At 67.2% G+C, this 22,207-nt stretch carries 20 protein-coding genes; 11 read left to right on the forward strand and 9 right to left on the reverse strand.

The genetic code is table 11. The annotated features are described in order from the left end of the window. Positions 1-3 precede the first annotated feature (3 nt). The gene (locus H8M03_RS07625; RefSeq protein ID WP_187478870.1) at positions 4-960 is read right to left on the reverse strand and encodes a DUF808 domain-containing protein; all 957 of its coding nucleotides are present in this window, start codon (positions 958-960) and stop codon (positions 4-6) included. A 55-nt stretch (positions 961-1,015) separates the two neighbouring features. Here H8M03_RS07625 and serS point away from each other — a divergent pair, with 55 nt between their 5' ends. Together serS and H8M03_RS07635 are read left to right on the forward strand one after the other, a co-directional pair. Next, entirely contained in the window at positions 1,016-2,275 is a 1,260-nt protein-coding gene (serS, locus tag H8M03_RS07630) for a serine--tRNA ligase (protein WP_187478871.1), read from the forward strand. 32 nt (positions 2,276-2,307) lie between these two features. Further along, positions 2,308-3,000 (forward strand): alpha/beta fold hydrolase, encoded by a 693-nt coding sequence (locus H8M03_RS07635; RefSeq protein WP_246448799.1) that lies wholly within the window; start codon positions 2,308-2,310, stop codon positions 2,998-3,000. On the opposite strand, the gene H8M03_RS07640 is transcribed toward H8M03_RS07635, so the two are convergent. Next, a complete protein-coding gene (locus tag H8M03_RS07640; protein ID WP_187478872.1) occupies positions 2,990-3,340 on the reverse strand; it encodes an energy transducer TonB in 351 nt (116 codons plus the stop codon). The two genes, H8M03_RS07635 and H8M03_RS07640, sit on opposite strands and share 11 nt — an antisense overlap. Positions 3,341-3,487: 147 nt before the next feature. On the opposite strand from H8M03_RS07640, the gene H8M03_RS07645 reads away from it, so the two are divergent. From H8M03_RS07645 to H8M03_RS07670, 6 genes are all read left to right on the forward strand, one after another. Beyond that, positions 3,488-4,180, forward strand: a complete 693-nt coding sequence (locus tag H8M03_RS07645; RefSeq protein WP_187478873.1) for an ImuA family protein — start codon at positions 3,488-3,490, stop codon at positions 4,178-4,180. Further along, complete coding sequence (locus H8M03_RS07650; RefSeq protein ID WP_187478874.1) at positions 4,104-5,615, forward strand: Y-family DNA polymerase; 1,512 nt, start codon at positions 4,104-4,106, stop codon at positions 5,613-5,615. Before H8M03_RS07645 ends, H8M03_RS07650 begins: the two co-directional genes overlap by 77 nt. Before the next feature lie 76 nt (positions 5,616-5,691). Next, positions 5,692-9,135 carry an error-prone DNA polymerase gene (locus H8M03_RS07655; RefSeq protein WP_246449216.1) on the forward strand — a complete coding sequence of 1,148 codons (3,444 nt, stop codon included), beginning with the start codon at positions 5,692-5,694 and terminating at the stop codon, positions 9,133-9,135. A gap of 99 nt (positions 9,136-9,234) precedes the next feature. After that, a complete protein-coding gene (locus H8M03_RS07660) occupies positions 9,235-10,719 on the forward strand; it encodes a sensor histidine kinase (protein WP_187478876.1) in 1,485 nt (494 codons plus the stop codon). Continuing rightward, positions 10,716-11,081, forward strand: coding sequence for a response regulator (locus H8M03_RS07665; RefSeq protein ID WP_187478877.1), 366 nt, complete (start codon positions 10,716-10,718; stop codon positions 11,079-11,081). The genes H8M03_RS07660 and H8M03_RS07665 overlap by 4 nt, the downstream gene beginning before the upstream one ends. Positions 11,082-11,146: 65 nt before the next feature. Further along, complete coding sequence (locus H8M03_RS07670) at positions 11,147-11,542, forward strand: DUF2147 domain-containing protein (RefSeq protein WP_187478878.1); 396 nt, start codon at positions 11,147-11,149, stop codon at positions 11,540-11,542. Here H8M03_RS07670 and hutH read toward each other — a convergent pair. Both hutH and H8M03_RS07680 read right to left on the reverse strand, forming a co-directional pair. Next, a complete protein-coding gene (gene hutH, locus H8M03_RS07675; protein ID WP_187478879.1) occupies positions 11,539-13,047 on the reverse strand; it encodes a histidine ammonia-lyase in 1,509 nt (502 codons plus the stop codon). The genes H8M03_RS07670 and hutH overlap by 4 nt on opposite strands. 34 nt (positions 13,048-13,081) lie before the next feature. Then, positions 13,082-14,110: an acyltransferase family protein gene (locus tag H8M03_RS07680; protein WP_187478880.1), complete on the reverse strand. Its 1,029-nt coding sequence runs from the start codon at positions 14,108-14,110 to the stop codon at positions 13,082-13,084. 156 nt (positions 14,111-14,266) lie between these two features. Between H8M03_RS07680 and H8M03_RS07685 the strand changes: the two genes are divergently transcribed. Continuing rightward, entirely contained in the window at positions 14,267-15,367 is a 1,101-nt protein-coding gene (locus H8M03_RS07685) for a GGDEF domain-containing protein (protein ID WP_187478881.1), read from the forward strand. Positions 15,368-15,389: 22 nt separating this feature from the next. Here the strand turns inward: H8M03_RS07685 and hutU are convergent, their stop codons facing one another. Continuing rightward, positions 15,390-17,048 (reverse strand): urocanate hydratase, encoded by a 1,659-nt coding sequence (hutU, locus tag H8M03_RS07690; RefSeq protein WP_187478882.1) that lies wholly within the window; start codon positions 17,046-17,048, stop codon positions 15,390-15,392. Positions 17,049-17,129: 81 nt separating this feature from the next. Between hutU and H8M03_RS07695 the strand changes: the two genes are divergently transcribed. Further along, entirely contained in the window at positions 17,130-17,813 is a 684-nt protein-coding gene (locus H8M03_RS07695; RefSeq protein WP_187478883.1) for a hypothetical protein, read from the forward strand. Here H8M03_RS07695 and H8M03_RS07700 read toward each other — a convergent pair. Continuing rightward, positions 17,769-18,389: a Pr6Pr family membrane protein gene (locus H8M03_RS07700; RefSeq protein WP_187478884.1), complete on the reverse strand. Its 621-nt coding sequence runs from the start codon at positions 18,387-18,389 to the stop codon at positions 17,769-17,771. The two genes, H8M03_RS07695 and H8M03_RS07700, sit on opposite strands and share 45 nt — an antisense overlap. Continuing rightward, positions 18,382-19,593 carry an imidazolonepropionase gene (hutI, locus tag H8M03_RS07705; protein WP_187478885.1) on the reverse strand — a complete coding sequence of 404 codons (1,212 nt, stop codon included), beginning with the start codon at positions 19,591-19,593 and terminating at the stop codon, positions 18,382-18,384. Before hutI ends, H8M03_RS07700 begins: the two co-directional genes overlap by 8 nt. Positions 19,594-19,632: 39 nt before the next feature. Here hutI and H8M03_RS07710 point away from each other — a divergent pair, with 39 nt between their 5' ends. Next, complete coding sequence (locus H8M03_RS07710; protein WP_187478886.1) at positions 19,633-20,514, forward strand: arginase family protein; 882 nt, start codon at positions 19,633-19,635, stop codon at positions 20,512-20,514. On the opposite strand, the gene H8M03_RS07715 is transcribed toward H8M03_RS07710, so the two are convergent. Together H8M03_RS07715 and H8M03_RS07720 are read right to left on the reverse strand one after the other, a co-directional pair. After that, the gene (locus H8M03_RS07715; RefSeq protein WP_246448801.1) at positions 20,511-21,092 is read right to left on the reverse strand and encodes an alpha-ketoglutarate-dependent dioxygenase AlkB; all 582 of its coding nucleotides are present in this window, start codon (positions 21,090-21,092) and stop codon (positions 20,511-20,513) included. The genes H8M03_RS07710 and H8M03_RS07715 overlap by 4 nt on opposite strands. Continuing rightward, entirely contained in the window at positions 21,089-22,111 is a 1,023-nt protein-coding gene (locus H8M03_RS07720; protein WP_187478888.1) for an ATP-dependent DNA ligase, read from the reverse strand. Before H8M03_RS07720 ends, H8M03_RS07715 begins: the two co-directional genes overlap by 4 nt. Positions 22,112-22,207 lie beyond the last annotated feature (96 nt).

The raw sequence follows: 22,207 nt of genomic DNA on the forward strand, positions 1-22,207 counted from the left end.
GTCCTAGTCGACGACCAGGTCTTCCGGGTGCTTCACGAACTGGCGCACGACCAGCACGATGATCCCGCCGATGAGGAAGCCGAAGATCGCCGCGCCAAGCGCGTTGACGAACCAGCCGACGAACCCGGCCAAGGGACCCGCGGCGTGCGCCGCCATTTCGGCCAGGTGATGGACGGTCTCCGGAATGATGGTGGCGATGTGCAATTCTTCCAGGCCATGGAGCAGGATGCCGCCGCCGACCCACAGCATCGCCGCCGTGCCCACGGTCGCCAGCGTGGCCAGCACCGAGGGCACCACCCGCACCAGCGTTTCGCCGATCGACCGGGCCGAGGCATTCTGCCGCCGCGACATGTGCAGGCCGATGTCGTCCAGCTTCACGATCAGCGCGACCGCGCCATAGACGCCGGCGGTGATGGCCAGAGCGACCGCGGCCAGCGCGAATCCGGTGGTCACCAGCGACAGATGGTCGAGTTCGGCCAGCGCGATGGCCATGATTTCCGCCGACAGGATCAAATCGGTGCGGATCGCGCCGCCGACCTGCATCTTCTCCAGCTCCTGCGGATCGGCCACCGCTTCGAGCAGCTTGTCGTGATGTTCGTGGTCGTGAAGCAGCTTCTCGGCGATCTTCTCGGTGCCTTCGAACGCCAGGTAACTGCCGCCGATCATCAGCAGCGGCGTGATCAGGAACGGCGCGAAGGCGGTCAGCAGCAGTGCCGCGGGCAGCAGCAGGAACAGCTTGTTCTTCAGCGATCCCCACGCAATCTTGCCGATGATCGGCAATTCGCGTTCCGGCGCCAGCCCGACGACATAGCGCGGGGTGACCGCGGTATCGTCGATGACCACGCCGGTCGCCTTCGTCGTCGCCTTGCCGGCGGCGGCGGAAACGTCGTCGAGCGATGCCGCCGCCAGCTTGGCGATGGTCGCGACGTCGTCGAGCAATGCTACTAGTCCTGAGGCCATGGACGGCGCTTAGGCGAACTTGCCCTCGACACGCAATTCGCGCACTTGGCAGGCCATGCTGAGCCTCGATTTCATCAAGACCAATCGCGCGGCCGTCGAACGGGCGGCGCGCGACAAGAACGTCACCATCGACCTTGGGCAGCTGCTCGACCTGGATACGCAGGTGCGCGCGCTCAAGACCGAAATCGACGGGCTGCGCGCCGAACGCAACGCGATCAGCGGCCGCTTCAAGGACGCCGCGCCGGAGGAGAAAGCCGAGCTGGGCCGCAAGGCAAAGGAAGCCGGCGCCCGCGCGTCCGAGCTGGAAAGCGGCTTGGGTGAAAAGCAGGCGGCTCTCAACGAGCTGCTGATGCTGGTGCCGAACATCCCCTATGACGGCGCGCCGGTCGGGCCGGACGAAACCAGCAACGTCGTCATCAACACTGTCGGCGCAAAGCCGCAGTTCGACTTCGAGCCGCTCGACCATGTCGCGCTGATCGAGAAGAACGACTGGGCCGACCTGTCGCGGATCACGCAGGTGTCCGGATCGCGCACCTATTGCCTCAAGGGCCGGCTGGCGCTGCTCGAGACCAAGCTGATGGGCTGGGCGCTGGAAAAGATCGCCAACGCCGGTTTCACCCCCATCACCGTCCCCGCGATCGCGCGCGAAGACGCTTTCCTTGCCCAGGGCCAATTCCCCGGTCACCGCGAGGAAACCTATCAACTGCCCAATGACGATCTGTGGCTGGCTGGGACCGCGGAAGTCGCGCTGACCTCCCTCCATTCGGGCGAGATCGTCGACAACGACCGGCTGCCGATCCTCTACGCCGGCTATTCGCCCTGCTTCCGCCGCGAGGCCGGCAGCGCGGGCAAGGACGTACGCGGGCTGCTGCGCGTCCACCAGTTCGTCAAGGTCGAGCAATATGTGGTGTGCGAAGCTGACGAGGCGGTGTCCGCCGAATGGCATGCGCGGCTGCTCGGGCTGGCCGAAAGCCTGCTCGCCGACCTCGAGATTCCGTATCAGGTGATCGAAACCTCGACCGGCGACATGGGGCTGGGCAAGTATCGCATGAACGACATCGAAAGCTGGGTGCCGTCGCTGGGCAAGTATCGCGAGACGCACAGCTGTTCGACCCTGCACGACTGGCAGGCGCGCCGCGCCAACATCCGTTATCGCGACGCCGACGGAAAGGTGCGGTTCGCGCACACGCTCAACAACACCGCGCTGGCGAGCCCGCGGATCCTCGTCCCGCTGCTGGAAAATCACCAAACTGCCGACGGGCGGGTGAAACTGCCGCGAGCGATGCAGGACCTGATGGGGGGCGAATTCCTCTGAGCGAGGATGGCGCCCCCAGCGCTGCCGCCCGGTTGCGGGAAGTCGGCGCGCTGGGCGCGCGCTTCTGGCGCGCTTTCGGTCACCAGGACGTGCGCGGGCCGGAAGACGGGATTCCGGCGCTGGTCATCCCCGGTTTCCTGGCCAGCGATTACACCACCACCGAGTTGCGCCGGGCCATGGCCGAGGCAGGGTTCCGGGTGCATCCGTGGCGGCATGGCGTGAACCGCGGCGCCCATTCCGGCACGCTCGACGATTGCAAGCGCGCGGTGGACCTGTGCGGGTGCGACGGGCCAATGGTCGTCGTCGGGTGGAGCCTTGGCGGGCTTTTTGCGCGAGAGCTGGCCCGCGAGCACCCCGATTGCGTGCGCGCGGTAATCACTCTGGGATCGCCGGTGTGGGGCGACCGGCGCAAGTTCACCAACGTATGGAAACTATACGAATGGGTCGCCGGCCATCCTGTCGATGATCCGCCGATCGCCGACAGCGAAGACAAGCCGCCGGTCCCCACTCTGGCCATATGGTCGAGCAAGGACGGGATCGTCGGCGCCCCTAGCGCCCGCGGCACCGAGCAGACGCGAGACCAGGCCGTCGAGGTGGCATCGACCCACATGGGCTTTGCCGTGTCGAAACATGGCACTCGGGCGGCGGTGAGAGAGATCGTGCATTTTCTGGAGACGCACAAGGCGGATAACGGTGTGCGGCCGGGAAATTCGCCTAGTGCTTGAGCTTCCAGACCACGGCGGGCGGTTGCATGTGGGTAGGAACGGGATTGCCGTACGAGTCGGTTTTCGGAATGAATTTGGCGCGTCGCATGATCAGGGCGCAAGTCGTGTCGTCGAGCAATTTGTGACGGCTGCTCTCGACGATTGAGCACTTCTTCGGCAACCCGTCCGCGCCGATCAGCAGATCGACCACAACAGTGCCTTCCCAGCGGTTTTTCATGGCATCGGCGGGATAATCGTGTCCGCTGAAAATATGACCGTCGCTTTCAGGCGGCGGAGGTCCCGCTGGCGGCGGACCGATAATGATGATCTGGGACATGGCTGCAAGGAATGCGATCAGCATGTCATGCGATTACGCCCCAGCTCCGGCAAGGGCAATGATGAGGCGGCTCGAAAGCAAGTGCGAGTCGCCCCATTGACTCCGCACCCTGACTCGCGGGAATAAGAACAAACAAAGAACAAAAGCGTTGTGAGTCGTGTGGCGAAAGGCTTGTCCCTCGTTGCCGGCGGAGCCTTCCGCGCGCTCCGGCCGGACCCTCAAGACCGTCTCCCCAGCGGGCCGGGCGAACGCTGGCGGCTGCCTGCGCCGCCCGGCCCCACCCTGTCCGAACTATTCGCCGTCAATCCGCGCGACGGCGGCTGGGCGGGATTGCTGCTGCCGCAGATCGACGGGTCGAAGCCGGTGCTGTGGGTGCAGGACCGGATGGCGATCATGGAATCGGGGCGCATCTATCCGCCCGGTCTTGGCGGCATCGACCTCATCCATGTCGAGGCCCGCGACGCGCGGTCGTCGCTATGGGCGATGGAGGAAGGGGTAAGATGCGCCGGCCTGTCCGCGGTGATCGGCGAATTGTGGGGCGATCCGGCCGCGCTGGATTTCACCGCCACGCGGCGGCTGGCGGTTGCGGCCGAGCGCAGCCGCGTACCCTGCTGGCTGGTGCGGCTGGGCGGCGTTCCGAACCTGAGCGGCGCGCGCATGCGCTGGCGGATCGCCAGCGCGCCGTCCCTGCCCAACCTGCTCGACCGGCGAGCGCCGGGACCGCCGGCATGGGCGGCGGAGCTGTTCCGCGCCCGCGGCCATCCCACCGGCAGCTGGACGCTGGCGCATGAGGCGGGTGCTTTCCATCTGGTTTCCGGCGCTGGCGGTGGAACGCTGGGCGAAGGCGAGCGATTGCGCGCCTGAAGAACCGGTCGTGCTGACCGTCGAGGGCGCCCACGGACCGATCATCCATGCCGCCACCCCCGCCGCCGCCGAGCGCGGGGCGCGCGCCGGCGCCCGGCTGGCCGATGCCCGGGCGATCGATCCGCAGCTTGTCGCCATGCCTGCCGATCCGCCCGGCGACCTGGCGCTGGTCCGGCGGCTGGCCCTGTGGGCGCAGCGCTGGTCGCCGCTGGTCGAGGTCGACGGGACAGACGCGCTGCGGCTGGACATCAGCGGGGCGGCGCACCTGTTCGGCGGCGAACCGTCGCTGGCCGCCGACGTCCGCACCCGCTTTGCCCTTGCCGGGTTGACCACCCGCGTCGCCATCGCTCCGACCGCTGCAGCGGCCTGGGCGCTGGCCCATTACGGCAATGCGCCGGCGATCCTGTGCGGCAGGAATATCGGGCCGATGATCGCCGACCTGCCGGTTGCCGCCTTGCGTTTTTCGCCCGGCGCGGTGCGAACGCTGGAACGGCTGGGGCTGAAGACGGTCGGCGCGCTGGCGGGGATCGAGCGGCGCTCGCTGGCCCGGCGCTTCCGCGATGCCGACAACCCGGTCGATGCGCTGGACCGGGCGCGCGGCCGGACGCCCGAACCGCTGACCGGGGAAAAGCCCAACCCGCCGCCGCGCGCCGACCTCCGGCTGGAAGAACCGGCGGTCCATGTCGAGGTCGGCGGCCAGGCGCTCGAACGGCTGATCCCGCCGCTGGTCGAGCGGCTGGAGGAACGGCGGCTGGGCGCGCGGCGGCTGGCGCTGCACGGCTTTCGCGTCGACGGCAGCGTCGCCACCGCGTCGGTCGCCACGTCGATCCCCAGCCGCGAGCCCCGGCACCTGCGCCGGCTGCTGGCCGACAAGGCGGCGGCGCTCGATCCCGGCTTCGGATTCGACGCCTTCGCACTGGTCGCGGAATGGACCGAACCGCTGGGCGCTGCGCAGGACAGCTTGGTCGAGGAGCCGTCGGGCGAACGGGACATCGCCCGGCTGATCGACCGGCTGTCGGTCAAGCTTGGCGCCCGGTCGGTGCGGCGGCCGCAGCGCCACGAAAGCCATGTGCCGGAACGCGCCAGCGGCTGGCGCCCGGCGCTCGGCAAGGCGCAGCCGACGGCCACCCCGGACACCGCGCAACGGCCGCAACGGTTGCTCGACCGGCCGGAAGCGATCGCCGTCATCTACGCTACCCCCGAAGGCGTCCCGCGACGCTTCGTCTGGCGCCGCGCGGTCCACGACATTGCCCGGGTCGAAGGGCCGGAACGGATCGCGCCCGAATGGTGGCGCGAACGGTCGACCGCGCGGCTGCGCGATTATTACCGGGTCGAGGATGTGGCTGGCCGCCGCTTCTGGATCTTCCGCGAAGGCGTGATCGGCGACGGTCGCGGCGGCATCCCCAACTGGTATCTGCACGGGCTGTTCGGATGAACATCAGGCAAAAGGCGCCTGGCTGATGCCGGAACAGGAAGGCTTTGCGCGGCTCAAGCTGGTGCGCACCGGCGACATGCCGCCCGCGCCGGTCGCGGCCGCGCCTTATGTCGAACTTGGCGTTGCGACGCCCTTTTCGTTCCTGCGCGGGGCGTCGGACGCGATCGAACTGGTGCTGCAGGCGCTCAGCTTCGGCATGGATGCAATCGGCATCGCCGACCGCAATACGCTGGCCGGCGTGGTCCGGCTGCACAGCGCTTGCGACGGGGCAGGCCTGAAGCCGCTGATCGGTTGCCGGCTGGACCTCAACGACGCGCCCAGCCTGCTTGCCTATCCGGTCGACCGCGAAGGCTATGGCCGGCTGTCGCGGTTGCTCAGCCTGGGCAAGATGCGCGCCGAAAAGGGCGAATGCGACATCGGCCTGATGGATGTCGCGGCCCACGCCGAGGGCGTCGCCTTCATCGCCTGGCCGGGCGACGATGCCGACGCGTTCGCCGCCGACCTTGCCCGGCTGCGCGCGGCGCTGCCCGCGCTGCGCCATGTCGCGGCATCCTATCTGTATCGCGGCGACGACCTTGCCCGTATCGAGCGGCTCGACCGCATCGCCCGCTCGCAGGGCTGCACCATCCTGGCCACCAACGACGTCCACTATCACGCGCCGGACAAGCGTCCGCTGCAGGACATCATGACCTGCATCCGCGAAAAGACGACGATCGCCAAAGCGGGGTTTCTCCTCAACCCCAATGCCGAACGCCACTTGAAGGCGCCGGAGGAGATGGTGCGGCTGTTCGAACGCTGGCCCCACGCGATCGCCGCCACCCGTGCTTTTGCGGACGCCCTGGACTTCAGCCTTGAGGAATTGCGCTACGAATATCCGCGCGAGACGGTGCCCGACGGCCGCAATCCGCAGCAGCACCTGGAATTCCTGACCTGGGAAGGGGCCCGGCGGTTCTGGGGCGATCACATTCCCTACAAGGTGCTGACCCAGCTCAACCACGAACTGAAGCTGATCGAGCGGCTCGACTTCGCCCGCTATTTCCTCACCGTCCACGACATCGTCGCCTTCGCCCGCAGCCTTGACCCGCCGATCCTGTGCCAGGGGCGCGGAAGCGCGGCCAACAGCGCCGTCTGCTATTGCCTCGGCATCACCGCGGTCGACCCGGCGACCAGCGACCTGCTGTTCGAGCGGTTCATTTCCGAGGAGCGGCGCGAGCCGCCCGACATCGATGTCGATTTCGAACATGAGCGGCGCGAGGAAGTGATCCAGCACATCTATGAGAAATACGGGCGGGAACGGGCCGGCATCGCCGCCACCGTCATCCATTACCGGCCCAAGTCGGCGATCCGCGAAGTCGGCAAGGTCATGGGCCTGTCCGAGGACGTGTGCGCGGCAATCGCGTCCAATTACTGGGGCAGCATGGAAGCCGAGGTCGCGGAAGAACGCGCCGCCGACGCCGGGCTGGACATGACCGACCCCCATCTGAAGCGGGTGATGAAGCTGGCCGAACAGATGATCGGCATGCCGCGGCACCTGTCGCAGCATGTCGGCGGCTTCATCCTGACCGAACGGCCGCTGACCGAGACCGTGCCGGTCGGCAACGGCGCCATGCCCGACCGCACCTTCATCGAATGGGACAAGGACGACATCGAGGAATTAGGCATCCTCAAGATCGACGTGCTGGCGCTGGGCATGCTGACCTGTTGCCGCAAGGCATTCGACCTGATTGCAAAGCACCATGGCGAGCAGTGGGAACTGGCAAGTGTCCCGCTGGAAGAGCCGGGCGTTTACGACATGCTGTGCGAAGGGGATTCGCTGGGCGTGTTCCAGGTCGAAAGCCGGGCGCAGATGAACATGCTGCCGCGCCTTCGCCCCCGCCAATTCTACGACCTGGTCATCGAAGTCGCGATCGTCCGGCCGGGCCCGATCCAGGGCGACATGGTCCATCCGTTCCTGAAACGCCGGTCGGGAAAAGAGGCGGTGCTCTACCCCTGCCCAGGGCCCGACCATGGACCGCCGGACGAGCTGGAGAGGATCCTCAAGCGCACACTGGGCGTGCCGGTGTTCCAGGAACAGGCGATGAAGATCGCGCTCGATGCCGCCAAGTTCACCAGCGCCGAAGCCAACCAGCTGCGCAAGGCGATGGCCACCTTTCGCAGCCGCGGGACCATCGACCTGCTGCAGGACAAGATGGTCGGGCGGATGGTCGAGCGCGGCTACGATCCCGACTTCGCCGAGCGGTGCTTTCACCAGATCCGCGGCTTCGGCGAATATGGCTTTCCCGAAAGCCATGCGGCCAGCTTCGCGCTGCTCGTCTATGTGTCGAGCTGGCTCAAGTGGCGCTATCCGGCGGCGTTCGCGGCCGCCCTGCTCAATTCGCAACCGATGGGCTTTTACGCCCCCGCGCAGATCGTGCGCGATGCGATCGAGCACGGGGTCGAGGTACGTCCGATCGACGTCAATCACAGCGAGTGGGATTGCACGCTGGAGGTTGTCGAAGAGCCAGAAGTCGTTCGCCCCGAGCGCAGCGCGGAGCGCGAAGTCGAGGGGCGTGAGCGCCGACGCCCCTCGACTTCGCTCGGGACGAACGGGAGTTCGCGCCAGAGAAGCTGGGGCTCCACCGCGATCGGGGGCAAGCCGTGGGCACCCGACAGCCTGCCGCCGCCGGCACCGCGCATGGCGCTGCGGCTGGGATTGCGGCAGGTCGACGGGTTGCGGCTCGACGCAGCGACGCGGATCGTCGCCGCGCGCGGGGACCGCCCCTACACCGGGGTCGAGGACGTGCGCGCGCGGTCCGGCGCCGGGGTGTCGGAGATCACCCGGCTGGCCGAAGCGGACGCCTTCCGCTCGTGCGAGCTCGACCGGCGCGCGGCGCTGTGGGATTCCAAGGCGCTTCGCCAGGCCCCCGACCTGCCGCTGTTCGCTGCGGCGGACGAGCGCGACGAGGGGTGGGAGGTAGAACAGGTGCGGCTGCCCGCCATGCGCCTGTCCGAACATGTGGTGACGGATTACCAGACCACGCGGCTGAGCCTGAAAGCCCATCCGATGAGCTTCCTGCGCCCGCTTTACCGGCAGCGCGGATTCGTCACCGCGGGGGAGTTGCGCGGCATGCGCTACGGGCGGCGGGTCAACCTGGCCGGACTGGTGCTGATCCGCCAGCGGCCGGGCAGCGCCAAGGGCGTGTGCTTCATCACCGTCGAGGACGAGACCGGTGTCGCCAACCTGGTCGTGTGGCCCGACGCCTTCGACCAGTATCGCAAGGTGGTGATGGGCGCGCGCCTGCTGAGCGTCACCGGCATGGTCCAGCATGACGAGGCCGTGATCCACATCGTCGCGGCGCGGCTGGAAGACGACACCGCCATGCTGGGGCACCTGTCGAGCGACTTCCTGCCGCGCATCCACGGCCGCGGGGATGGGGCCAAGAATTCAAGCTACGACCCGCGCGCCGACGCCATCCCGCCGCCGCGGCTGGGCCATCCGCGCAATGTCAGCTGCATTCCAAAGAGCCGCGATTTCCATTGATCGGGGCAAGGCGCATTAATGATACAAATTGTCGCACCTATCCGCTACGCGAATAGCCGCGCCGGACCGCCCGCGTGCACAGGGAGTGTGACTTTCCGGATGTCCAGCGACCGGCCGTCAATCGATTACCAGGGGCTGTTCGACGCCGCACCGAACCCGTACGTCCTGATGGCGCCCGACCTCACCATCGTGACGATGAACGACGCCTATCTGAAGGCGACGATGCGCGAGCGCGACGATATCGCCGGCAAGTCGATGTTCGACACCTTTCCAAGCGATCCGGAATCGGAAAGCTACAAGCAGTTGCGCACGTCGCTGGAGCGGGTGGTCGAAACCGCCCGGCGCGACGAAATCCCGCTCATCCGCTACGATATCCAGCAACCGTCGGGCGAGTTCGAAGAACGCTATTGGAGTGCCACCCACACCCCCCTGCTCGATGACCGGGGCGAGGTCGCCTACATCCTCCAGCATACGGTGGACGTCACCGAGCTTCACCAGCTGCGCACGCTGGCGGCCAACGCCGGCAATCACGCGCGCGACGAATATGATGTGTTCCGCCGCGCATCCGCGGTGCAGGAGGCCAACCAGACGCTTGCCCAGGAAACCCGGCGGCTGCGGTCCATGTTCGAGCAGGCGCCCGGCTTCGTCGCCATCCTCGACGGTCCGGACCACCGCCTGCTGATGGCCAACAAGGCCTATCGGCAGCTGGTCGGCAACCGCGACATCATCGGCAAGCCGATCGCCCAGGCCCTGCCCGAAGTCGTCGACCAGGGCTTCGTCACGTTGCTCGACCAGGTGCGGTCGAGCGGCGAGGCGTTCGTCGGCGAGGGCGTCCCGGTATTCCTCGAACCGAGCCCCGGAGCGCCGCTGGAGGAACGGCTGCTGGACTTCATCTACCAGCCGATCAGCGCCCAATCCGGGGAAGGCACAGGCGTCTTCGTCCAGGGCCACGACGTCAGCGAGCAGCATCGCATCAAGGCCCATCAGCAATTGCTGATCAACGGGCTGAACCACCGCGTGAAGAATACGCTGGCCATCGTGCAGGGGCTGGCAATGCAGTCCTTCCGCCCCGGGTCAGACCCGGAGACGTCGCGGCGGGCGTTCGATGCCCGGCTCAACGCCTTGTCCACCGCGCACAATTTGCTGACCAGCCAGAATTGGGAAAGCACCGGCCTGTTCGACATGATCAAGGCGGCGGTGTCGGCCGCCGCCGGCGACAATGCACAACGCGTGCGGTTGCAGGGCCCGGACATATCGCTGGCGCCGCAGACCGCCGTGTCGCTGGCAATGGCCATCCACGAGCTGTGCACCAACGCGATCAAATATGGCGCGCTGTCGAACGACGTCGGCGTGGTCGACGTGCAATGGACCGCCGAGTCGGCCGAAGACGGTCGGTCGACGGTGACCCTGGACTGGACCGAAAGCGGCGGACCGCCGGTCGCGCCGCCCGCGCGCAAGGGCTTCGGGACGCGGCTGATCGAACGCGGGCTGTCGGCCGAGTTGCGCAGCGACGTGGCCATCGAGTTTCTGCCCGGTGGGCTGCATTGCCGGATAAGCGCCCGGCTTCCGCGGGCAAGCGCATGATCGCGGGCCTGCGTATTCTCATCCTGGAAGATGAGCCGATCATCGGACTGGCGCTGGAAGCGATGCTGTCGGACGAGGGCGCGAAGGTCGTCTACGCCGAGCGTCTGGGCGAGGCGGAGGCGGTCCTGGACGGCGGGCAAATCGACGCCGCGATCCTCGACGTGAACATCCACGGCGCGACCAGCTACGGCGTCGCGGCACGCCTTGAGCAGTTGGCGATCCCGTACATTTTTGTCACCGGATATGGCGATCTTTGCCATCCGCCTGACTTCGCCGCGGTGCGGACAATCTCCAAGCCTTGCAGCGGGCACGAGATACGATCGGCGCTGGTCGCTGCTTCGGGCGCTTCGCAATCGAGCTAAGCTGTTCATCTCGCAGCAATTTCAATGAACCATTGTCGCCACAAAGCTTCGCTAGATGGCAGATTATGAAACAGATGATTCTCAGCCTTGCGGCGCTCGGCCTGCTTGCGGGACCGGCGGTCGCGTCGGCCAAGAGCCCGCTTGAGGGCCGTTGGCGCAACGGCAAGATGGAAGTGCAAATCGCCCCGTGCGGGCAGAACCTATGCGGCACGGTGGTCAAGGCGTCGGCCAGGCAGCAGGCGCGGGCCGAACGCGGCAGCGACACCGACCTGATCGGCGCGCGGCTGATCACGGGCATCCATTCCACCGGGTCCGGCAATTACAAGGCGCGCGTGTTCGTCGCCGATCAGAATATCTATGCCAGCGGGACCATCCGGCAGGTCACCAGCAATCAGCTCAAGGTGAAGGGCTGTCTGATGGCGGTGATCTGCAAGTCCAAGACCTGGGACCGAGTCCGCTAGTCGAGGAAGTTCTGTCCGGTGCCGAGCGCGCCGTCCAGCACCGCCGCTTGCAGCGCCGCCATGTCGCCAGCCCAGTAACGGTCGGTCTCGAACGCGGGGCTGATTTCCCGCACCCGCGCATGCAGCGATTGCAACGCTGTCGACGTGGTCAGCGGGGCATGCAGATCGACCGCCTGCGCGGCGGCGATCAATTCCACCGCCACGATCCCGGCGCTGTTGCGCGCGACCTGCGTCGCCTTGCGCGCCGCATTGGGCGCCATCGACACATGATCCTCCTGCCCGGCAGACGTCGGGATGGAATCGACGCTTGCCGGGAACGCGAGGCTGCGGCTTTCCGCGACCAGTGCAGCCGCCGTCACCTGCGGGATCATCAGGCCCGAATTGACGCCCGGATCGGTGACCAGGAATGGCGGCAGGCCGCTCATCTTCGGATCGATCAGGACCGCCGTGCGCCGTTCCGAGATCGAGCCGACCTCGCACAATGCCATGGTGATGGTGTCGGCGGCGAAGGCCACTGGCTGGGCATGGAAATTTCCGCCGGAGATGGCATCGTCTTCATCGGGAAACAGGATCGGATTGTCGGTCACTGCGCCGGCCTCGATGGTCAGCGTGCGCGCGGCGTTGGCGAGCAGGTCGAGCGCTGCGCCCATCACCTGTGGCTGGCAGCGGAAGCTGTAGGGATCCTGCACCCGGCCGCACCTGGCATGGCTGCCCACGATCGCGCTGCCGTCGAGAAGGGCGCGAATGGCGCCCGCGACGCGAACCTGCCCGGGCTGTCCCCGGAGGTCGGAGATGCGGGCGTCGAATGGCTTTGCCGACCCCTTGAGCGCGTCGACCGACAGGGCGCCGGCCGCGATCGCCGCGCCGAACACGCGTTCGCCGGTGAACAGGGCGTCGAGCGCGATGGCGGTGCTGGCCTGCGTCCCGTTGATTAGCGCCAGCCCTTCCTTCGGACCAAGCGACAGCGGCTCCCAGCCCAGCGCCTGCAACGCCGCGGCAGCGGGCATCGTGGTGCCCGCGACATCGATCGACCCGTGCCCCATCAGCGCGGCGATCAGGTGAGCGAGCGGGGCGAGGTCCCCTGACGCGCCGACGCTGCCCTGCGACGGGATGACGGGGATGGCGTCACGGTCGAGCAGGCCCTGCAATGCGTCGATGACGCTGGTGCGCACGCCCGAATGACCACGGCCAAGGCCGAGCAATTTGAGGACGATCATCAGCCGCGTGACGTGACGCGGCAGCGGTTCGCCCAGCCCCGCGCTGTGCGACAGGATAAGGTTGGTCTGCAGGTCCGCCAGGCGATCGTCGGGGATGCGGGTGTTGGCGAGCAGGCCGAAGCCGGTGTTGATGCCGTAAACGCTTTCGCCGCCCGCGACGATGCGGTCGACCGCGGCAGCCGCGCTGGCGATCCGCTCCATCGCCGCCGAGTCGAGGCGGGCGTCCTCCCCGGCCCACAAGCGGCGCAGCGTGGGGAGATCGATCGCGCGGGGGTCGAGGGTCAGCACGGCACGGGCAACTGCCAGATTTGGCCCCGGCGGGCTAGCGCGAACCTTGCAGCGCGGGAGCGGGGTCGGGACGGCGCAGGCGTCGCGGCCATTGTTCAACGGTTACCCAGGACAGCCAGGCCAATCCCACGGAAGGCACCAGCACGAGAACGAACAGCGCCGCGCCGTCGAACCAGGGCCGCAGCGCGATCGTGATGGGATAATGCCACAGGTAGATGCCGTAGGAGAGCTTGCCGATGAGCAGCGCCGAGGAGGCACACAATGCTGGCTGCAAGGCGCCAAGTTGCCCCTGCGCCGCCGCTCCGACGAGCAGGGCCGCGCCAACTTCGGCCACGGGAAAGACGAGCGCGGCATCAGGTCCGAACCTGCCAAGCACCGCGGCCAGCATCACCAGCAAGGCGCCCGTCAGCGCATGGGCGCGGGAGAAATCGAGCCGGTCGATCGCCAACGCCAGTCCGGCCCCGATTACCAGCCCGGTGCAGCGCGTGTCGGCACGATAATAGTACGTGCGCCAGTCGTCCCCGAAACCGGCGCGCCACCAGATGAGCGCGACATAAGCGACGGCGAGAACGTGCAGCGGCCGCCGGGACCGCAGCAGCAGCGGCAGCATCAACGGCCAAGCCAGGTAGAATTGCTCTTCGACCGCCAGCGACCAGCTGTGCTGCAGGTACAGGGGCCGGCCGAACGCCGCGAAGCTGTAATCGCTGACATAGAAAGCGGCGAGGAGAGCATCGCCGACGTGCGGCTGCCTCGGCCACAGCAACGGGGCGACCGCGAGATAAGTGGCGAGCATCAGCACCAGCGCCGGGCCAAGCCGCGCCAACCGCCGCCCGGAAAAGCGCAGGAGGCGGATGCCACCGGTCGCGTCCAGTTCCTGCTTCAGGACACGGGTGATAAGGAACGCAGACAGCACGAAGAAGACGTCGACGCCGACAAAACCGCCGGGGAGGACGCGCGCGTGAAAGGCCACGACCAGCAGAACGGCGAACGCCCGCAGCCCGTCGAGCGCGGGAATATATCCATTCAGGATCGGTTTGCCCGCTGCTTCTCCAGGCGCCGCCATCAATCGAAAAGTACGGGAATCGGCCTAAATTTCCGTTAGCTCCATGCGCGGACCCCGCTCACCGCGCGGCGCATCGGTCGGAAATGTCGCATTTAGTCGTGTCCGAAACGGAGAAATCATTTATCCGTGGTCAGCGTAATTGCGGCAGGAAAGCGCATGGCCAGAGATCGCGCCATTCGACCAAGGCCATCCGACAGCACCTATTTGGAGCTGGTGCGGAGCCTCTTCAGCACGCTTGCGCCAAGCGTGCTGATGAGCGCTCTGCTGATCGGCACGGCCGTTGCCGCAATCCATACCGATCCGCATCCGTGGATCGTTGCCACCGCGGGTATTGCCACGGTCGTCGCGCTGCTGCGGCTTGCCCTGTTGTTTTCGCTTCAGCGCCGGGTCGACCACGAAAGCTTCGACCTGGCGGCGGCGCGACGCACCGAACTGACGTTCGGAATCACGCAGATCAGTTTCGCCGCGGCGCTCGGGGCGTTTGCCGCGGCCTGTTTCCTGATCTGCGAGCCGGCCCACCACATGATCATCGTGGCGCTGATCGTCGGTTATGCAGCCGGCGTCGCGGCAGGATTTTCGTTGCGGTTATGGATTGGCGTGCCCGCCATCCTGCTGGCCGTAACGCCGACGATCATGACCTCCGTCTACCTTGCCGACAACGCGCACCTGCTGCTTGCTGGTATCCTGCTGGTGATGATGGTCGGCGGCATAGGCAGTATGGTGCTGCGCTACCAGGCTGCGGTTGAGACCACCGAGCTGCGCCAGATGTTCGCCTCGCTTGCCCGCCGCGACCGCCTGACCGGACTGGCCAACCGGCTCGGGCTGGAAGAGAGATTCGCGCACGGGATCAAAGACGGTGAAGTCATTCTACACTGCATCGACCTGGACCGGTTCAAGCCCGTCAATGATATTCACGGCCATATGGTGGGCGATCTGCTGTTGAAGGCGGTCGCAAGCCGGCTGGAACGCCTGATCCGGTCGCAGGACCTGGCCGTCCGGCTGGGCGGCGACGAATTCGCAATCTTGCAGGTCGGTGTGCAGCATCCCAACGAGGGTGAATTGATGGCGCGGCGGATCGAGCGCGCCATCGCCGCACCCTATGTGGTGCGCAATTGCGACATCGAGATCGGCGCCAGCATCGGTTCGGCCAGCAGCGAGGAACATGGCGACGAACTCGACGACCTGCTCGAGGTCGCGGATCAGGCTTTGTACGGCATGAAGGCCAAGCGCCGCGGCGGGGCCAAGCTCGCCGTCTAAGACGGCCGGCCCACTCCGCGCCCTAATCGATCATCGGCAGGTCAAGGCCCTGTTCGCGCGCGCAATCTATCGCGATGCCATACCCCGCATCGGCGTGGCGCATCACACCGGTGCCGGGGTCGTTCCACAGCACGCGTTCAAGCCGGCGCGCGGCATCGTCGGTGCCGTCGGCGACAATGACCATCCCGCTATGCTGCGAATACCCCATGCCGACCCCGCCGCCATGATGGAGCGACACCCAGGTCGCGCCTGATGCAGTGTTGAGGAGGGCATTGAGCAACGGCCAGTCGCTGACCGCGTCGCTGCCGTCCTGCATGCTTTCGGTTTCGCGGTTGGGCGAAGCGACGCTGCCGCTGTCGAGATGGTCGCGGCCGATGACGATCGGCGCCGAAACCTCGCCGTTGCGGACCATCTCGTTGAAGGCGAGGCCGAGGCGATGGCGCTGGCCGAGCCCGACCCAGCAAATGCGCGCCGGCAGTCCCTGAAAGGCGATCCGCTCGCGCGCCATGTCGAGCCAGCGGTGGAGGTGGGGATCGTTGGGGATCAGCTCCTTCACGCGTTGATCGGTGCGGTAGATGTCCTCGGGGTCGCCGGAAAGCGCGCACCAGCGGAAGGGGCCGATAGCGCGGCAGAAGAGCTGGCGGACATAGGCGGGAACGAAGCCGGGAAAGTCGAACGCATGTTCGACGCCTTGGTCGAGCGCTTCCTGGCGGATGTTATTGCCATAATCGAAGGTCGGCACGCCCATGTCCTGGAAAGCGAGCATCGCCTCGACATGGCGGGCCATCGATTGGCGCGCGGCAGCAACCACCGCGGCAGGATCGCGTTCGCGCATGTCCTGCCAATGCGCAACGCTCCATCCCGCGGGGCAATAGCCGTTGGCGGGATCGTGCGCGCTGGTCTGGTCGGTCAGCGCGTCGGGACGGATGCCGCGCTTGACCATCTCGGGCAGGATTTCGGCGGCATTGCCGAGCAGGCCGACGCTGGTTGGCTCGGTGGCTGCAGCGATGATCTCCAGCGCTTCGTCGATGCTCGTCGCGCGGCGGTCGAGATACCGTGTCGCCAGGCGCTTTTCGATCGAGCTTTCCTGCACTTCGATAGCGATACAGTGCGCGCCGGCCATCACCGCCGCCAGCGGCTGTGCGCCGCCCATCCCGCCGAGCCCCGCGGTAAGGATCCACTTGCCCGAAAGGTCGCCGCCGAAATGCTGGCGGCCCATCTCGGCAAAGGTCTCGTAGGTGCCTTGGACGATGCCCTGCGTGCCGATGTAGATCCAGCTTCCCGCGGTCATCTGGCCGTACATCATCAGCCCGGCGCGATCGAGCTGGTTGAACACTTCCCAGTTCGCCCACTTGGGGACGAGGTTGGAGTTGGCGATGAGCACGCGGGGTGCGTCCCTGTGCGTGCGGAAGACGCCGACCGGCTTGCCCGACTGGACGAGCAAGGTCTGGTCCTCCTCCAGCCGCTCGAGCACCTCGACGATCTTGTCGTAGCAGGCCCAGTTGCGCGCGGCGCGGCCGATGCCGCCATAGACCACGAGGCTCTGCGGGTTCTCGGCCACCTCGTCGTCGAGATTGTTCATCAGCATCCGCACCGCGGCCTCGGTGGTCCAGTGCCTGGCCTTGATGTCTGGTCCGCGGCGGGCGCGGATGCGGCGGCTGTTGTCACGTCGGTCGGTCATGGTTGCGCGAACTAGTTGCTTGCAGTGGCGAAAGGAAGTCTAACGGGAGCGCGCATCCAAGGACCGCGGGGCTCGGCCAACTTGAACGTTTTCGCTTTCCTGAAATCGCTCGACGAGATCCTCTACGAGGTGGTGTCCTGGCTGCTGTTCTATCCGCTCACCCTGTGGCGGGTGATCCGCCACCCGCTCGACATGATGAAGCGCGCCTACACCGAGGTCGCGAGCGCGGGCGAGAACCGTTTCGACGACGCGCTGAGCCCACCGCTGCTCCTGCTGCTGACGATCCTGGTGTCGCACGCGATCGAATTGTCGATGATCGGGCAAAGCGTCCTGGTCCGGGAACAGTCGGGGCTGGCCGGTTACATCAAGGACGACACCAGCCTCATCCTGCTGCGCATGGTCGCATTCTCGATCTTCCCGCTGGTGTTCGCGACCCGCGCGGTCAGGGCCCGCAACGCGATCCTCAATCGGCATACGCTGGAGCCGGAATTCTACGCCCAGTCCTACGTCAACGCGCCCTACGCCTTGATGGTCAGCATCGCCTCGACGTTGCTGCAGGTGAACGACGATACGACGAAGATGATCGCGGTTGTGCTGGGGGGCACCAGTATCGTTGTCTTCCTGGCGTTCGAGACCGTCTGGTTTCGCCGAGAGATGAACCTGTCGACATGGCGCGCGCTCGGTCACGTTCTGCGCGCCTATGTCGAAGCGGCGCTGGCGCTATCGCTGGTCGCTTTCCTGATCGGCGGCGACGTCGGGCTGTAGCCGCCGGTCGAGCGCGACCAGCGCCAGCCCGGCCACTGCAAAGCCAAGCGCGATCAGCACCGCGTTGAGCGCCACCTGCGCGGCGCCTAGCTTGGCGACATCGATGAACGGATAAGCATAGCGCCCTTCGGCCGAGCCGCGCAGCAAGGCGTAGCCGAGATAGGCGAGCGGGAAGAGGGCCCAGACGGCCGGGTCGCGCCAGCGCAGCCGGCCCTTCGGCGCCAACGCCACCCAATAGAGCGGGACCAGCACCGGCACGACTTTGTGCAGGATTGCGTCCGCGAGCAGCGCGCCGCCGCTCAATTCCACCAGCCCGCGCAGCAGCTGCATGTAGACCACGCCGACAAGGACGATCGCCAGGGTCACGCCGCCCAGCCACGACGGCGATATCCGCCGGCCGAGTGCGCTGGCGGTAAAGGTCAGCGCCACGGTGAGGTTGGTAAGAACGGTGAAGAAGCGCAGAGGCACCCACAGCGCCTGCCCAGCCGAACCGGTCGTCGCCAGCGTCGCGTCGAACTGGATGGCAAGGCCCGACCACGCCGCCAGTGCAATCAGCGCGGCAGCAGTCCTAGGCATCGTCTCCGGCGTAAATCCGCCGCTCCGGCCCCGGCAGTCCGATCCAATAGCCAAGCTCGGCCAGGCTCTCGAGCCGCCAGACGCACAGGTCCGCCGCTTTGCCCGGCGCGATGGTTCCGACTTCCCCTTCGAGCGCCAGCGCGCGGGCAGCGTTGACCGTCATGCCGGTCAGCGCCTCTTCCGGGGTCAGCCCGAACAAGGTGCACGCCATGTTCATCGCCAGCGTCGGCGACAGCAAGGGCGAGGTGCCCGGGTTGCAGTCGGTCGCCACGGCCATCGCCACGCCGTGGTCGCGCAGCATCTGCACCGGCGGCTTGCGGCTTTCCTGCAGGGCGTAGAAGGCGCCGGGCAGCAGCACCGCGACCGTGCCCGCCGCGGCCATCGCCCGCGCGCCGGCCTCGTCGAGATGTTCGAGATGGTCGGCGGAAAGCGCCTTGTACTTGGCGGCGAGCGCGGCGCCGGCCTGGTTGGACAATTGTTCGGCGTGGAGCTTGACCCGAAGTCCGGCCGCGTCGGCCGCCTTGAACAGCCGCTCGACCTCTTCGGCGGTGAAGGCGATGCCTTCGCAAAACGCGTCGACCGCTTCGGCAAGGCCGGCTTCGGCCGCTGCGGGAATGAGCTGGTCGGACATCATCGAGACATAGCCGATGCGCCGTTCCTTCCAGTCGGCGGGCAGCGCGTGGAGGGCGAGCAGCGTCGGCACCACGCGCACCGCCTCGCTGGCGGCAAGTGCCTTGGCGCAGCGCATAAGCCGCAGTTCGCTGTCGACGTCGAGGCCGTAACCCGACTTGATTTCGACGGTGGTGACGCCGCCCTTCATCAGCGCGTCGAGGCGCATCGCGGCGGTCGCCAGCAACTCGCCCTCGGACGCTTCGCGCGTCCGTTTCACCGTCGACACGATGCCGCCGCCGGCCTCGGCGATTTCGGCATAGGTGGCGCCGGCACGGCGCATCGCATGTTCGTCCGCGCGATTGCCGCCGAAGATGAGGTGGGTGTGACAGTCGATCAGGCCCGGCGTGACCCAGGCGCCGCCAAGGGGCACCACTTCACGGGCGCGGTTGCCGGCCAGTTCGGTACGACGGCCGGCGCGGACGATCCGCCCGTCTTGGATCGCGATGGCGCCGTCCTCGATGATCCCGAGCGGATTGTCAGGGGCCGCTTCCATCGTCGCGACGCGGCAGTCGACTAGCAATCGGTCCCACATGATTTGCCCTTAGGCGAGCCGGGTTGCTACCGCAAAGCCATGACCGACTGGCCCAACCTTGCCGAACTGCTGCTGACCGAAGACGCCGCGGTTCCCATCGCCCTTGTCGGAGCGCCGCTGGCCGCGGGCTCCGTCACCCCCGGCGCCTGTGACCGGGCGCCCGCGCTGCTGCGCGAGACGTTGCGGCGGATCGGCCGCTACGACGTCGAGATCGGGCGGTCGATCTTCACCCCCGTCCGCGATCGCGGCGATGTCGCGCTGGACGGGCTGAGTATTGAGGAAGCGACCGGGCCCATTCGCGACGCCATCGCGCAAAGCGTCGGCGCGCATGCGCTGACCCTCGTCGCTGGCGGAAACAACGCGGTGACTCGCCCGGCCGCACTCGCCCTTGGCCTGCCGCTGGAAAAGGTCGGGCTGATAACGCTGGACGCACATTTCGACATGCGTGGCCTCGACGATGGCCTGAGCAACGGCAACCCGGTGCGCGCATTGATGAACGACGGGCTGCCAGGGAAGAACATCGCGCAGATCGGCCTCGCCAGCTTCGCCAACACCGCGCAGATGCACCGCGACGCGCTGGCCGCCGGCAATCGCGTCATCAGCGTCGAGGAAGTGCGCCGCGACGGCATCCGCGCTGCCGTCAAGCAGGCGATCGGCCACACTGCCCATTGCGCCGCTTTGGTCATTGATTGCGACATTGACGTGATCGACCGCGCGCAAATGCCGGGCGCTCCGGGCGCGCGCCCGGGCGGCATGCATGTCGCCGATTTCTTCTGGGCAGTGCGGACCCTGGCCAGCCAGCATGCGACCAAGGTCATCGACCTGACCGAATGGGACCCGTCGCTCGACCCGACCGACCTCAGCGCGCTTACCGCCGCGCGCTGGGTCGCCGAATGCATCGCCGGGTTCGAGTCGCGCTAAGCGTCCGCCTTGCGCCGGCCGAGGTCGGACAGGGTGCGAAAGGTGATCGAGAAGCGCAGGCTGTCGCCGGGCACGATGCTATGTTCCCAGTCGTGCCGGGCTTCGCCGGACAGCACGTAAGCCGACCGCGGATCGACCGGCACATTGGCGCGGTCGAAGCCGCCGGGCCGGCGCCTGCGAAAGCGAAGGACGGCGGGCGCGCCGAGCGAAATGCCGATCACTTTTTCAAAGATGGGCCGATCGCGGTGCCAGCCGATGCCGGCGCCGGGATCGTAGCGAACGAGGAGGACGTGGACGATCTCGTCACGCGCGACCCCGGCGAATCCGGCCGCCCGCATGCGCAGCGGTTGCAACCATTCCGGAATTGGCTCGGCCGGCGCAAAGCTGCGGTCGTCGAAATCGTACCGCCAGCCGTAGGTGCGGGTCAGCCGCTTGCCGGTCCACCCCTGGAAGCGAAACGGATCGAGCGCCTCGCCTTCGAGGTGCTGGACCAGCGATGCGGCGTCGTCCGCATCGACGAAGTCGGGACGGTAGGCGAGACCCGCGATCGGCGGCGCGCCGAACAGATCCGCCGTCACGAGCCAAAAATCTCCTTCATTTCCGACGGACGAAGCGCGGGCTTCAGCTGGTCGAACGTACATTGCGCCGGCGCCTTGTCGGCCCGCCAGCGGACGATGCGGGTGCCGTGACGAAAGCGACGCGCGGTGACCTGATCGTACTTCACCTCGACGACCAGCGAAGGCTTCAGCGGCTGCCATTGCGCCGACCGTTCTGTGCTCCACCGGCTCGGCCCGCCCGGCGCGTTGCCAGTGAAGCCGGGCGCCTCGGCCAGAGCCTCGAGATCCCGGGTCAATCTCGCGCGCTCGCCGGCCGGAATGGCGGAGGTGAAGCCGACATGGTTCAGCAGGCCGTCGTCGTCATAAAGACCGAGCAACAGCGAGCCGACGACCTTGCCCTTGGCGGCGTAGCGGAAGCCGCCGACGACGCAATCGGCGGTCCGTTCCGGCTTGACCTTGATCATCGCCCGCTCGCCCGCCTTGTAGGACTGGTCGGAGCGTTTCGCGATGACGCCGTCGAGCGCCCCGCCGCTGCGCTCCAGCCAGGCCAGCGCGGCGGCGCGGTCCAGCGTGACCGGCGACAGCTTGAGCGATGGCGAACGATTGGCCTTGACGAACGCCTCCAGGCGCTTGCGTCGCTTGGCCAGCGGTTCGTCCGCAACGGCGTCGCCGTCGATCGCCAGCAGGTCGAACAGCATCAGTTCGGCCGGCGTTTCCGTGGCCAGCTTGCGCACGCGGCTTTCGGCGGGGTGCAGACGCATCTGCAGCGCGTCAAAGGCCAGCGCATCGCCGGTGGTGATGATCAGCTCGCCGTCAATCAGGAAGCTTTCGGATCGCAGCCCGGCGAGCATCTCCGCCACTTCCGGGAAATAGCGGCCGAGCGGCTTGCCGCTTTTGGAGATGAGGTCGACGGTATCGCCCTCACGCCGGGCCAGGCAGCGAAAGCCGTCCCACTTGGGCTCGAACTGCCAGCCATCGCCGTCGGGCAGTTCGCCCGCGAGTTGCGCTTCCATCGGTGCGGGGACTTTGGGCTTGGCCATGGCCAGTCGAACGTCCGAGGCCCGCCCGCGCTCCGCCACTCCGCCATCGAAACCTGGCCGCCATTGGTCAGCGGGCGATTGACTCATCGCCGCGCT

Source organism: Sphingomonas sabuli (assembly GCF_014352855.1).
Taxonomy (GTDB): Bacteria; Pseudomonadota; Alphaproteobacteria; order Sphingomonadales; family Sphingomonadaceae; genus Sphingomicrobium; species Sphingomicrobium sabuli.

Coding starts and splice junctions, on each gene's coding strand:
- H8M03_RS07655 (WP_246449216.1), top strand. CDS start 5,692: ATGCCGCCCGCGCCGGTCGCGGCCGCGCCTTATGTCGAACTTGGCGTT.
- hutI (WP_187478885.1), bottom strand. CDS start 19,593: ATGTGGGACCGATTGCTAGTCGACTGCCGCGTCGCGACGATGGAAGCG.
- H8M03_RS07700 (WP_187478884.1), bottom strand. CDS start 18,389: ATGCCTAGGACTGCTGCCGCGCTGATTGCACTGGCGGCGTGGTCGGGC.
- H8M03_RS07680 (WP_187478880.1), bottom strand. CDS start 14,110: ATGGCGGCGCCTGGAGAAGCAGCGGGCAAACCGATCCTGAATGGATAT.
- H8M03_RS07640 (WP_187478872.1), bottom strand. CDS start 3,340: ATGCTGATCGCATTCCTTGCAGCCATGTCCCAGATCATCATTATCGGT.
- H8M03_RS07650 (WP_187478874.1), top strand. CDS start 4,104: ATGAGGCGGGTGCTTTCCATCTGGTTTCCGGCGCTGGCGGTGGAACGC.
- H8M03_RS07625 (WP_187478870.1), bottom strand. CDS start 960: ATGGCCTCAGGACTAGTAGCATTGCTCGACGACGTCGCGACCATCGCC.
- H8M03_RS07720 (WP_187478888.1), bottom strand. CDS start 22,111: ATGGCCAAGCCCAAAGTCCCCGCACCGATGGAAGCGCAACTCGCGGGC.
- H8M03_RS07685 (WP_187478881.1), top strand. CDS start 14,267: ATGGCCAGAGATCGCGCCATTCGACCAAGGCCATCCGACAGCACCTAT.
- hutU (WP_187478882.1), bottom strand. CDS start 17,048: ATGACCGACCGACGTGACAACAGCCGCCGCATCCGCGCCCGCCGCGGA.
- H8M03_RS07670 (WP_187478878.1), top strand. CDS start 11,147: ATGAAACAGATGATTCTCAGCCTTGCGGCGCTCGGCCTGCTTGCGGGA.
- H8M03_RS07660 (WP_187478876.1), top strand. CDS start 9,235: ATGTCCAGCGACCGGCCGTCAATCGATTACCAGGGGCTGTTCGACGCC.
- H8M03_RS07710 (WP_187478886.1), top strand. CDS start 19,633: ATGACCGACTGGCCCAACCTTGCCGAACTGCTGCTGACCGAAGACGCC.
- H8M03_RS07665 (WP_187478877.1), top strand. CDS start 10,716: ATGATCGCGGGCCTGCGTATTCTCATCCTGGAAGATGAGCCGATCATC.
- serS (WP_187478871.1), top strand. CDS start 1,016: ATGCTGAGCCTCGATTTCATCAAGACCAATCGCGCGGCCGTCGAACGG.